This is a genomic window from Rhodococcus sp. 05-2254-5 (assembly GCF_002258575.1).
Lineage (GTDB): Bacteria > Actinomycetota > Actinomycetes > Mycobacteriales > Mycobacteriaceae > Rhodococcoides > Rhodococcoides fascians.
The window spans coordinates 263,738-275,600 of record NZ_NOZG01000026.1 but is presented as its reverse complement, the minus strand read 5'-3'; the positions used below and the strand labels follow the sequence as shown (position 1 = coordinate 275,600).

Genomic DNA, 11,863 nt, shown 5'->3' with positions numbered 1-11,863 from the left:
GCTCATGCTCTGGGATGCGCCTGATCGTGCACCGCCCGCAACCGTTCGACGGATACGTGAGTGTAGATCTGCGTCGTGGCAAGAGATGCATGTCCGAGCAGTTCTTGCACCACCCGGAGATCGGCACCTCCTTCCAGCAGATGCGTGGCTGCTGTATGGCGCAGGCCGTGCGGTCCCAGGCTGGGGCCGCCGGGGACTGTCTCCAGCACAGCATGCACCGCCGACCTGGCCTGTCGCTGGTCGAGTCGTCCACCCCGACGCCCGAGCAACAGGGCCGGTCCGGATCGATCGACGGCCAGGGCAGGCCTGCCGTCGGTGAGCCAGGCGTCGAGTGCCTGCGCGGCCGGCAGACCGTACGGTGCCGACCGTTCCTTGTTGCCCTTGCCCACCACCCGAACGACTCGTCGATCGGTGTCCACGTCGTCGACATCGAGACCGCACAGCTCCCCCACGCGGACCCCGGTCGCATACAACAGTTCGACGACGAGTCGATCGCGCAGCGCTATGGGATCGAGTTCGGAGGCACCCGACTCGGCAGCGTCCAGCGCTCGCGTCGCTTGATCGTGACGCAGCACTCCGGGCAGGGTGCGGTGACCCGACGGGGACGCGAGACGCTGCGCGGGACCGACCTTCACAGCCCCGACCCGTTCGAGCCACGCCCCGAACGTTCGCACCGACGAGGTGCGCCTGGCCATCGATGTCCGGGCCGCGCCGGCCGCCGAGTACCCCGCCAACCACGAGCGCACGACACGCAGATCCAGATCGGCGATCGTCGCGCCCGGTGAGGACGCGGCCAGGTGCGCCAGTAACGAACGCGCGTCGGCAACGTAGGCCCGGATGGTGTGCTCCGACCGTTCCCGTCCGAGGCGCAGGTGTTCGGCGAACTCCTCGACGTGCACCTCCAGGTGCGGCGGCAGCGAATCGGTCATCGGCTCAGCTTGGGCGCTGACGTCTCGCTCGACAACCGGACACGCCGTCGGGTGGACGTCGGTGCGCGATCAGGCGTCGACTCCCGCCTCCGCCTGTGCCAGCTCACGCTTCCAGGCTCGGAAGGTTTCCTCGGTCCGCCCCCGACGCCAGTAACCCGAGATCGACGCCCACTCGGCCCCGACCCCACGTTCCTTGCGAATGTACGGACGGAGGTTGTGCATGACGGCCTGCGCCTCACCGTGGACGAACACCTGCGCTTGCCCGGGTAACCATTCGGTGTTCTTGACGGCCTCGATCAGCGGTGCGTTGTCTCCGGCCCGGTCGTCGCCGATCTCGTTCGACGACGCGCCCCGGTGCACCCAGGTGACGTCGACGACTGCGAGAGTCTCCATGTAGATCTCGTCGTGACGATCGCCGACCTCGATGAACACCTTGGCGATGGCGTCTTCCGGGAGGGCCTCGACCGCAGCCGAGATGGCCGGGATAGCCGATTCGTCGCCTGCGAACAGGTGCCAATCGGCGTCGGGGCGAGGCGCGTATGCCCCCGACGGCCCGAAGAACGACATCTCGTCGCCCGGCTTCGCGCGTGTGGCCCACGGTCCGGCGACGCCCTCGTCGCCGTGCACCACGAAGTCGATGGCGATTTCCCGCGCGTCGGTGTCGACGGATCGAACGGTGTAGGTCCGCATGATCGGTTCGTCCTCGGTTCCGAAGAACAGCTTGACGTACGCATCGGTCTTATCGATGGCGTCGAACTCCTCGAAGCCTGGACCACCCAGATACACCCGGTGCATGTGCGGGGTCAGCGCTTCCGTGCGCACTACGGTCAACGTGGTTTTCTTACGCGGCACTACAGACCCCTCTTCGAGCGAACGACGCCGATGCTCACTGCACCGACTAAGCATTACCTAACACCCTACCTTCACCGGGCCTCGGTAGGGCCGTCACCTCAGCCGCGCACCACCCGGGCCCACCCGGTCTCGTCGTTGCTCACGAAGCCGTCCATCTCCATCACCGGTAGCGCGGCGCGGACCTTCGACAACGGAACTCCGGAACTCTCCGACAGTTCACGGGTGGACAACGCTCCCGTGGCCGGCAGCGCGTCGTAGATCAACAGTGCGGTCTCGGACAGCGCATCGATTTCCCGGAACAGATCGGGACGGGGTTCCTCCGGCGAGCCGAGCGCCCCGGCCTCGGCCACCACATCGTGCGAGCTCGACACCAGAACGGCCTCACCCTCACGAATCATGCGATGGCATCCCTTCGACGTCGGAGAAGTGACCGGCCCCGGCACCGCAAGAACGGGGCGCCCCAGTTTCGCCGCCCACGCCGCGGTGTTGCGCGCCCCGCTCCGCCATCCCGCCTCGACGACCACCACCGCCGAACCGAGAGCCGCCACCAGTCGGTTGCGCGCCAGGAACCGGTGCTTGGCCGGAGTGGTTCCGGGCGCGTATTCACTGAGAACGACACCGCTCGAGGCGATCTGACGCAACAGGCGGGAGTGGCCCGCCGGGTATGCCCGGTCGACGCCGCAGGCGAGCACCGCCATCGTCGTCCCCTCGACTCCGAGTGCCGCGCGATGCGCTGCCGCATCGATACCGAAGGCAGCACCCGACACGACGGTCCAGCCGTCCAGCGCCAGATCGGCGGAGATCTCGGCAGTGACGTGGTCGCCGTACGGACTCGACGCTCGGGTTCCGACTATCGACACCGATCGTTCGGTGTCTGCTCCGACAGACCGGTTTCCCAACGCCCACAGTGCGATCGGCGGCGATGTGTCGACACCCGCGGTGAGGCCGGACCCATCGAAGCCGAGAAAACGCCACGCAGGCCACTCGTCGTCGTCAGGGGTGATCAGCCGTCCACCGAGAGCGGCCATGTGGTCCAGATCTGCTGCTGCAGTGTCGACATGAGCCCGTGCTGCCAGTCGCTCACCCAAGTGTCCGGCGCGTACGGCTGCGGCGGTGACCTCGGGGCCGTGGGCAGCGGCGTGGTCCGTCACCGTGCGATGCGGACCCTGTGCCACCCGGGACAGATACGCCCACGCCAGCCGACGTGCGTCATAGGTCATGCCACTCCCCTGTCTCGAAAATCCAGTGCGGCACCGACCTCGTCTGCACCGGGCACGGTGCCGCCGGCGAGATCGTTCAGAGTCCACGCCACCCGAATCGCACGATCCGCGCCGCGCGCGGTCAGCGATCCATTGCGCAATGCCCGCTCGATCGGTGCCAGCGTCGACCGAGCGAGCCGAAACCGTTGACGCAGTGCGGGTCCGGGCACTTCCGCATTGGTCCTCCACCCGAACTCCGACCAACGATGAGCGGCAGCATCCCTCGCTCCCGTCACGCGGGCGCGAATATCGGCCGTTCCTTCTCCGATGTCGTCGACCAGCGCCCCGGTCGCGACTCCCATCATCTGAATTCGGAGATCGACCCGGTCGAGGAGCGGTCCGGACAGTTTTCCCAAGTACTTGCGGCGAGCAGTGGGCGCGCACACGCAGTCGGCCTGCCGCGCCGGTGCGCACGGACACGGATTGGCCGCCAGGACGAGTTGGAACCTCGCCGGGTACCGGGCCACCCCGTCGCGACGCGCAATCCGAATTTCACCGTCTTCGAGTGGGGTTCGCAACGCTTCGAGTACCCGGATGCTCATCTCGGCGCATTCGTCGAGGAACAGAACTCCGCGATGCGCGCGACTGACTGCGCCGGGCTTGGCCATACCGGTACCTCCGCCGACCAACGCGCTCACCGACGTCGAATGGTGTGGCGCGATGAACGGCGGTGACGTGATCAGCGGTCGCGCGCTCGTCAGCAGCCCCGCCACCGAATGGATCGCGGTCACCTCCAGCGCCTCGGACTCGGTGAGCGGCGGGAGTATTCCCGGAAGACGTTGCGCGAGCATTGTTTTCCCGATGCCCGGTGGCCCGGTCAACATGATGTGATGCGCACCGGCCGCAGCGACCTCCAACGCCCATCGGGCATCTGCCTGACCGGCAACGTCACTGAGATCCGGGTAACTCTCCTGATGCCAGTCGGTGGGGGTGGGCGATTCCAGCGCCTGCTCACCACGAAGCCACGCAACGACATCTGCCAGGCAATCGGCACCCAACACCTCGATACCGTCCACCAGACCCGCTTCGGGCAGACACCGACTCGGCACCACCACCCGCTGCCACCCCGCCGCCTTCACCGCGAGCACTCCGGGCAGTACCCCGCGGACCGCTCGCAACCTGCCGTCCAGAGCCAACTCCCCCAGAAACACCGTCTCCGACAGGCTTCCCCGCGGAATGGCCTTGGCGGCGTCGAGGACCGACAATGCCAGCGCGAGGTCGTACACCGAGCCACCCTTGGGCAACGTCGCCGGAGACAACGCGAGAATCACTCGACTGTCCGGCCAGGTACCACCCGAATTCTTCACCGCGGCCTTGACCCGATCACGCGATTCGTTCAGCGCGGTATCGGGCAGTCCCACCAGATGGGTCCCCGGAAGACCCTGACCGATATCGGCTTCGATCTCCACCAACACTCCGTCGACGCCGTTGACCGCCACCGAATGGGCTCGTCCCAGGGGCATCAGAACGCCGCCCTGACGTGAGTGAGAACAGGGTCGTCACCGCGACCGATCACGATGGCGATCACGTCGAATCGGATGTGGACCCACGGCCCTCCGCGAAGCGAAAGCCACTGCAACGCCAATCCTCTGATCCGAGTCTGCTTGGTGTACGTCACCGCTTCCGCCGGCGTTCCGTAACCGATTCCCGAACGCGTTTTGACTTCGACGAACACCATCGTCTCGCCCTCGCGCGCAATGATGTCGAGCTCCCCCGAACGATGCCGCCAATTCCGCTCGATCACCTCCAGGCCGATGTGCTCGAGATGGCGTGCAGCAAGGTCCTCACCGCGGGCCCCGAGTTCTTGATTGGTCGGCATGTCGAATTCCTCCACTCTGCGGCCGCACAGCACGGCCGGATCCGGTCGCCATGACGGTGACACGACCGAAAGGAGGTGATTCCGAGAAAGTGCAGGTGCCGCATTGCCCTGTGGACACGCGCAATCCTGTGGAGAGAACCGTCGAATCGCAGGGCCGACACACCTGTTTTGTCGTACCTGTGTGCTTACCGGCGTTCATGCCCTGTCGATCGCCCGACAAATGGTTCGAACATGCAAAAGCTCCGTCCGGATTACTGCACGGACGGAGCTGAAGCACGGAATCGGTAATCGAATTCGATGACCGAACTACCGCTGACCGAAGACAGCGGGCATATCAAGGCTGGGAGGCGGTCAGTGCGCAGCCTCGTAGGCGGCCTGAACTTCCTGGCTGATTCGACCTCGGGCGCTGACCTCGTGGCCGTTTTCGCGAGCCCACGCTCTGATGTCCTGCAGATCGACCTTTCCTCGAGCCGGTGCAGGCGCGGCACCGGTCTTGCGGGGGCGGCGACCGGAAATCTTCTCGGCGTGCTCGATCCAGAAAGCCAGCTGCTCGTGCAGTTCGTTCGCATGCTTGAGATTCAAGTCGATGCGGTACTGGTTTCCACCGATACCGAATTCGATCGACTCCCCCTGGCCTTCTTTGATTACCGAGCCGTCGACATCGTCGATCATCTGGACAAGCGTCTTGCGTGCCATCTCGTACCTCTTACGCGTCTGGGAGAATGTGGTAATTCAAGTTCTACCACCGATTATCGGACCGAGGCAAAGACCCAACGATGTTCACATCGGCGTAGGGTCGAAAACATTCGGTACGAAAACGTGTGAATACCGGAAGCTATTTGCATCATTAAATCGAAATACTATGTGAGACAACAGAATTCGGCGTTCACATTTCGACGATTCTCCCGCGCTCGACGTAACCCGGCAACGGGCCTCTGCTCGAAACAGAACACGCGGAATTATTCGGTCGGTTGTCCAGCTTTTCGCTGATCGGTGCGCTTCGGAACACTCCACACGGGAAATCTGCCGAGCGGATCCGTCCAGGTGCGCCCGTCAGGCACCGGGCACACCTGCCGATCCGACCCGGGTAGGACTATTCGGGGAGACGCAGATCCGGTTTGTCCAGCTCTTCGATGTTGACGTCCTTGAACGTGATCACCCGCACGTGCTTGACGAAACGAGCCGGTCTGTACATGTCCCATACCCACGAGTCGGACATCCGCAATTCGAAGTAGATCTCACCGTCGGCATTGTGCGGAATGAGTTCGACGGAGTTCGCGAGATAGAAACGACGCTCGGTTTCGACGACATAGTTGAACTGTCCGACGATGTCCCGATACTCGCGGTACAGCGAGAGCTCCATCTCGGTTTCGTACTTTTCGAGATCTTCGGCACTCATCGGTCTCTTTCATCCTCCAGTCGGGCGTGAAATTCAATCATTGCGCACCGTCGTCGGTGCAGTCCATTCGCCCCAGTGCGTCGACCTCGCTACGCGAGCGACCGGCTGCCGCGGCAGCCACGTTGGCATAGGACATTCGATGCTCTCGGCTCGGGCCGAGCGTGGTCATCGCGGTCGAATGCGCACGTGTGCTGTACCCCTTGTGCACGGCGAATCCGTAACCGGGAATGTCGGTGTCCATCTGCACCATCAACCGGTCTCTGGACACCTTGGCCAGGACACTGGCCGCAGCGATGCAGGCAGCTGTGGCGTCCCCTCCGATGACGGGTAGAGACGGCACCGGAAGTCCGGGAACCCGAAAGCCGTCGGTGAGGACATACCCGGGAGTGAGGCTCAGGCCCGCCACCGCGCGGCGCATTCCCTCGATGTTCGCCACGTGTACCCCGATGCGGTCGACCTCGGCCGCGTCGACGAACACCACACTCCACGCAAGTGCCAATTTCTTGATCCGGGGAAAGAGCTCCTCCCGGCGACGCTCGGTCAGCTTCTTGGAATCGTCGAGGTCCGCGAGGGCAGTGTGCGACCGAGAGCCCAGGATGCACGCCGCGACCGTCAACGGCCCCGCGCAGGCTCCCCTGCCTGCTTCGTCGACACCCGCAACCGGACCGAGCCCGTTGCGTTCGAGTGCCGATTCCATGGTCCGCAGCCCCGCCGCCCTCCTGATGATGGGACGAGGCGGCCACGACGAGCGGCTCAGAGATGCGCGCGCACGAGGCGCGGGACGAGGACGGGCCGTCATCGACCCTGAATGTCCGGCGAGTCCAGGAGGCCGGTTCGCGATGGCGGCAACGCGGTGGCCACGGCCTTACCTATCACGTTGTCCAGCGGAACGGTGCCGGTGAACTCGTCGGTGACGTGATACCGCGAGTCTCGCGAATTGCTGCGATTGTCGCCCATGACCCAGATGTTGCCCTCGGGCACCGTTACAGGGTCGAAGCACCGGCCCGACTTCAATTCGGTCTCGCACGTCATCGTGTCCGGAACGAACGGGAAATCCATCTGTATGTACGGCTCGTCCAACGGCTTTCCGTCCACGAGCACCCGTCCCTGAGCGTCACAGCACTCGACCGTCTGACCGCCGGTGGCAATGACGCGTTTGACCAGATCGTTCTCGTCCGGAGCGACGACTCCGATCAAAGAGCCCACTTCCTGGGCCCCGCGGATGACCGAATTGTCGGAGCGCTGCGAGACGAATTCGTCGTTCCAGGAATCGGGGCCGCGGAACACGACGATATCGCCGGGCTTCGGATCGCCGAATCGATAGCCGATCTTCTCCACGACGATGCGGTCCCCGGTGCAGCCGGCGCAGCCGTGCAGTGTCGGTTCCATCGATTCGGATGGGATGAGATAGACCCGGGCGACGAACGTCTGAAGCAGAAAACTCAGCACGAGAGCTACCAGAATGAGGATGGGAAGTTCACGCCAGAAGGACCGCTGCTTGCGATCCGCACGCTTGTTCCGGGGAGACTCGTCGTCGGGCTCGTTCGTCGAACCCTGTGGGGTCGGATCCTGTGGGGACTGCGTCACCTGGACAGGTTAGCCGGAACCGTCGCCCGCGGGCCGGTCGGTCCGCGCCTGCGGCGTTTTCACCGAGCATCGCTCGTACCGGTACGTCCGAAATGTCAGGGCGGTGGCTCCAACGCACCATGCCGCGTCACCGATGTTCGGTGACGCGGCATGGTTGCTGCTCGAAGCGGTCGATACGACCGGGTCAGCGCTTTTCTTTGATCTTGGCGGCCTTGCCACGCAGATCGCGGAGGTAGTACAGCTTCGCGCGACGAACGTCGCCGCGAGTGAGGACCTCGAACTGCGCGATGTTGGGGCTGTGCACCGGGAAAGTGCGCTCCACGCCGACGCCGAACGACACCTTACGAACGGTGAACGTCTCGCGGACGCCACCGCCCTGACGTCGAATCACGACGCCCTTGAAGATCTGAATACGCTCTTTCGAGCCTTCGATAACCTTGACGTGCACGTTCAGCGTGTCGCCGGGGCGGAAATCGGGGATGTCGCTACGCAGCGACTGATTGTCGAGAAAGTCCAGGGTGTTCATCGGTTGTGCCATCCTTGCGTTCTGCGCTTGAGCAGAGGAACCGAGCGGCTCGCCACCGGGGCGGCACAACTGGTTCGTACTCCGAGTGAGGTGTGTGCCTCGCGAGAGGCAACCCGCCTATTGTGCCAGACCGTCAGGCGTTCGAGGAAATCGCCCCGACCGAGGACTGGGCCACGGTTCCGGCCTGGGGTGCAGGCACGACGGTCCGCGCGAGCTCGTCCTCGGTGGCCTCGACCGCGTGAACAATGCTGGGCTTGCCCGCGATCGCATCCTGCAGGTAGATCTTGGCCCGTATCAACGGCCTGCGCCACTTCTTCTCTCGCCGCAGCGCACGCTCCATCTTCTTCGGTCTGCTCGTGTAGCGCCACCTCGCCCAGGGTGCACTCGGCCTGCTGAGTCGGACCGCGGCCAGAATGAGGATGGGCAGAACGAACAGCCCGATCAGCCCGGTCCAGATCTTGCCCTTGAGCAGCACGACGACGCACAGACTCAGGTTGAGCAGTGCCAGCACACCGAGTGTTCCGCGAACCCAGGGATCGGGATCGGCCCGGAAATCGGCGGGGCTGAGCAGCTCCAACGGGTGAAGTCCCAGTAGCAGGAACCCGGTGAAGGCGACGGCTGCGAATACCGCATCGACGGATGTTCGGCCCTGCTCGGACCAGTAGACGTCGCGGAGATAGAAGATGAGTGCAAATTCGTCGAGCACGAGGGCAGCACCGCTGCCGAAGATCGCCGCCAGCACGGCACCGATGGTCTGCGACCCGTCCACGTACACCGCGATGAGCCCGATCCCCGCCAACAGCATCAGCACGATTCCGAACACGACATGGTGAATGTGCTGGCCGCCAGGGGTGATGTTGCCAGGCCACCACTTCACATCCGCGCGAATCATTCTGACGCTCAGGCGAATCAGCAGAAATCCCACGAGTAGGCCGAGCAGGAAGCAGAGCAACGGAAGGCGGCCGTGCTCGACGACACCGTGCTCCAACCACCTCACGCGCTCCACGTCCTTCCCGCCGCACGCCCGAAACAACGGCTATCGCCGAATCAGCCTATTCTCGTTCTTCGCCGCCGGGGTCGGCATCGACCGGGAAAGTCCGAGCGCTACTTCCCGAAGCCCGCTTTGCGCAACGCGTCGGCCATGGAACCTGCCGCAGGCGTTGCTGCTTGGCCGCCGCGTCGGTCGCGTTGCGGGCGGTTGCCCTGGCCGCCATTGCTCTGACGGCCGTTGCCCTTGCTCGAGGACGTACCGCGGGAGCGGTCACCCTGCTGCCCACGAGGTGCGTCCTTGCCACCGCTCGCACCGGGCTCGTCGTCCAACCGCAGACTCAGGCCGATGCGCTGACGTGGGATGTCGACCTCCATCACCTTGACCCGCACCACATCGCCGGATTTGACGACCTCACGCGGGTCCTTGACGAAGTTGTGCGACATCGCAGAGACGTGAACGAGTCCGTCCTGATGCACGCCGACGTCGACGAAAGCACCGAACGCCGCCACGTTGGTCACGACACCTTCGAGCGTCATCCCCGGCTTCAGGTCGGCGACCTTCTCGATACCGGCTGCGAAAGTAGCGGTCTTGAACTCCGGACGCGGATCGCGTCCAGGCTTCTCCAGCTCGGAGATGATGTCGGTGACAGTGGGCAGCCCGAATCGTTCGTCGACGAATTCCGCGGGGTCGAGGCGGCGCAGGAGTGCGGTGTTGCCCACCACCTCGCGCACGCCCACGCCCGCCTTGCCGACGATGCGGCGCACGACGGGATAGGCCTCCGGGTGCACGCTGGAGCGGTCGAGTGGATCCTCTCCCCCGGAGATGCGCAGGAACCCGGCGCACTGCTCGAAAGCCTTGGGACCCAAGCGCGGTACGTCCTTGAGGGTGCTACGGCTGGAGAACGGACCGTTCTGGTCGCGGTACGCCACGATGCTCTCGGCGAGCGAACCGGCGATACCGGAGACCCTCGACAGCAAGGGCACCGACGCTGTGTTGACGTCGACACCCACCGCGTTCACCGCATCCTCGACCACGGCCCCGAGAGAACGGGCGAGCAGAGTTTCGGAGATGTCGTGCTGGTACTGGCCGACACCGATGGACTTGGGGTCGATCTTGACCAGCTCGGCCAACGGATCCTGCAGCCTGCGAGCGATCGAGACCGCGCCGCGGATGGAGACGTCGAGTTCGGGCAGCTCACTCGAGGCGTACGCCGACGCCGAGTAGACCGAGGCACCCGCCTCGGACACCACCACCTTGGTCAAATTCGCCGCCGGGAATTTTGCTATCAATTCTGCTGCCAAAGAATCGGTTTCGCGAGACGCCGTACCGTTTCCGATGGCGATGAGCTCCACCTTGTGCTTGGCCGCGAGCCCGGCGAGTGTGGCCACGGCCTGGTCCCACTTGCCCTGCGGCTTGTGGGGATAGATCGTGTCGTAGTCGACGACCTTGCCGGTGTCGTCGACGATCGCCACCTTGGTTCCGGTACGAAAGCCCGGGTCGAGTCCCATCGTGGTGCGGTTTCCGGCGGGTGCGGCCAACAAGAGGTCTTTGAGGTTGCTCGCGAACACGTCCACGGCGTCCTTCTCGGCCGACTGGCGCAGTCTCATGCGCGTATCGAGTGAGACTGTGACCAGCATTTTGGTGCGCCATGCCCAGCGAACGGTATCGAGCAGCCACTTGTCGGCCGGGCGACCGCGATCTGCGATTCCGAACTTGGTTGCGATACGCCCCTCGTAGACACTGGGCACACCGGGAGTCGGCTCGTCCCGCTCGGGTTCGAACCCGAGGGACAGAATCTCTTCCTTCTCACCGCGTAGCGTCGCGAGGATGCGATGCGAGGGCAGGCTCGTGAACGGTTCGGAGAACTCGAAGTAGTCCGAGAATTTCGCGCCTTCCTCCTCTTTTCCCTTGCGCACGGTGGCGACCAGCTTGCCGGAGGTCCACATCAGTTCACGCAGCTCACCCACCAGGTCGGCATCCTCGGCGAAACGCTCGACGAGAATCGCTCGTGCCCCGTCGAGCTGCTCCTGATCGAACTGCGCCGGGTCGGTGGACGGATCGGTGAACAGCGCGTCTGCGACGGGTTCGTGGCCGGCCTCGCGCGCAATCTGTGCCTTCGTCCGACGCTTGGGCTTGAACGGCAGGTAGATGTCTTCGACGCGGGCCTTGGTCTCGGCCAGCATCAGCGACTGTTCGAGCGCGTCGTCGAGTTTGCCCTGCGAACGAATCGATTCGATGACGGCATCTCGCCGCTCGTCGAGTTCTCGAAGGTATCGAAGTCGCTCGTCGAGTTGGCGCAATTGCGCGTCGTCGAGTGTGCCGGTGACCTCCTTGCGGTAGCGCGCGATGAACGGGACCGTGGACCCGCCGTCGAGGAGTTCTACAGCGGCACGAACCTGTTCTTCGCGAACATCGAGTTCTTCGGCTATGCGCTTGTTCACAGATTTCAGAGCAGTGGTCACGGCGATGGACCCTACCGCTAGTGTGGGACAGGTCGGTCA

Annotated in this window: 12 protein-coding genes; all 12 read right to left on the bottom strand. The window is 64.4% G+C overall.

Features of this window, described 5'->3' with window-relative positions; genetic code table 11:
* Positions 1-2: 2 nt before the first annotated feature.
* Positions 3-929: a tyrosine recombinase XerC gene (locus CH278_RS17125; protein WP_094622423.1), complete on the bottom strand. Its 927-nt coding sequence runs from the start codon at positions 927-929 to the stop codon at positions 3-5.
* 69 nt (positions 930-998) lie between these two features.
* On the bottom strand, positions 999-1,781 hold the full coding sequence (locus tag CH278_RS17120; RefSeq protein WP_027496699.1) for a siderophore-interacting protein: 783 nt from the start codon (positions 1,779-1,781) through the stop codon (positions 999-1,001).
* A gap of 98 nt (positions 1,782-1,879) precedes the next feature.
* Positions 1,880-3,001: a DNA-processing protein DprA gene (dprA, locus tag CH278_RS17115; protein ID WP_027496698.1), complete on the bottom strand. Its 1,122-nt coding sequence runs from the start codon at positions 2,999-3,001 to the stop codon at positions 1,880-1,882.
* Positions 2,998-4,503 (bottom strand): YifB family Mg chelatase-like AAA ATPase, encoded by a 1,506-nt coding sequence (locus CH278_RS17110; protein ID WP_032366404.1) that lies wholly within the window; start codon positions 4,501-4,503, stop codon positions 2,998-3,000. The genes dprA and CH278_RS17110 overlap by 4 nt, the downstream gene beginning before the upstream one ends.
* Complete coding sequence (locus CH278_RS17105; protein WP_027496696.1) at positions 4,503-4,859, bottom strand: YraN family protein; 357 nt, start codon at positions 4,857-4,859, stop codon at positions 4,503-4,505. The genes CH278_RS17110 and CH278_RS17105 overlap by 1 nt, the downstream gene beginning before the upstream one ends.
* A gap of 351 nt (positions 4,860-5,210) precedes the next feature.
* Positions 5,211-5,555: a histone-like nucleoid-structuring protein Lsr2 gene (locus tag CH278_RS17100; protein ID WP_027496695.1), complete on the bottom strand. Its 345-nt coding sequence runs from the start codon at positions 5,553-5,555 to the stop codon at positions 5,211-5,213.
* Between the two features lie 397 nt (positions 5,556-5,952).
* Positions 5,953-6,258: a DUF2469 domain-containing protein gene (locus CH278_RS17095; RefSeq protein ID WP_008717288.1), complete on the bottom strand. Its 306-nt coding sequence runs from the start codon at positions 6,256-6,258 to the stop codon at positions 5,953-5,955.
* A gap of 37 nt (positions 6,259-6,295) precedes the next feature.
* Complete coding sequence (locus tag CH278_RS17090; RefSeq protein ID WP_094622422.1) at positions 6,296-7,057, bottom strand: ribonuclease HII; 762 nt, start codon at positions 7,055-7,057, stop codon at positions 6,296-6,298.
* Positions 7,054-7,845 (bottom strand): signal peptidase I, encoded by a 792-nt coding sequence (gene lepB, locus CH278_RS17085; protein ID WP_027496693.1) that lies wholly within the window; start codon positions 7,843-7,845, stop codon positions 7,054-7,056. The genes CH278_RS17090 and lepB overlap by 4 nt, the downstream gene beginning before the upstream one ends.
* A 184-nt stretch (positions 7,846-8,029) precedes the next feature.
* Positions 8,030-8,371: a 50S ribosomal protein L19 gene (rplS, locus tag CH278_RS17080; protein ID WP_027496692.1), complete on the bottom strand. Its 342-nt coding sequence runs from the start codon at positions 8,369-8,371 to the stop codon at positions 8,030-8,032.
* Positions 8,372-8,504: 133 nt separating this feature from the next.
* Positions 8,505-9,368 (bottom strand): hypothetical protein, encoded by an 864-nt coding sequence (locus CH278_RS17075; protein ID WP_370878684.1) that lies wholly within the window; start codon positions 9,366-9,368, stop codon positions 8,505-8,507.
* 107 nt (positions 9,369-9,475) lie between these two features.
* The gene (locus CH278_RS17070; protein ID WP_179274442.1) at positions 9,476-11,824 is read right to left on the bottom strand and encodes a Tex family protein; all 2,349 of its coding nucleotides are present in this window, start codon (positions 11,822-11,824) and stop codon (positions 9,476-9,478) included.
* Between the last annotated feature and the right edge of the window lie 39 nt (positions 11,825-11,863).

What these genes read in the sequence shown, in the direction of transcription:
- CH278_RS17125 (WP_094622423.1), bottom strand. Translation starts at nt 929, where the DNA reads ATGACCGATTCGCTGCCGCCGCACCTGGAGGTGCACGTCGAGGAGTTC.
- dprA (WP_027496698.1), bottom strand. Translation starts at nt 3,001, where the DNA reads ATGACCTATGACGCACGTCGGCTGGCGTGGGCGTATCTGTCCCGGGTG.
- CH278_RS17110 (WP_032366404.1), bottom strand. Translation starts at nt 4,503, where the DNA reads ATGCCCCTGGGACGAGCCCATTCGGTGGCGGTCAACGGCGTCGACGGA.
- CH278_RS17105 (WP_027496696.1), bottom strand. Translation starts at nt 4,859, where the DNA reads ATGCCGACCAATCAAGAACTCGGGGCCCGCGGTGAGGACCTTGCTGCA.
- CH278_RS17100 (WP_027496695.1), bottom strand. Translation starts at nt 5,555, where the DNA reads ATGGCACGCAAGACGCTTGTCCAGATGATCGACGATGTCGACGGCTCG.
- CH278_RS17095 (WP_008717288.1), bottom strand. Translation starts at nt 6,258, where the DNA reads ATGAGTGCCGAAGATCTCGAAAAGTACGAAACCGAGATGGAGCTCTCG.
- CH278_RS17090 (WP_094622422.1), bottom strand. Translation starts at nt 7,057, where the DNA reads ATGACGGCCCGTCCTCGTCCCGCGCCTCGTGCGCGCGCATCTCTGAGC.
- rplS (WP_027496692.1), bottom strand. Translation starts at nt 8,371, where the DNA reads ATGAACACCCTGGACTTTCTCGACAATCAGTCGCTGCGTAGCGACATC.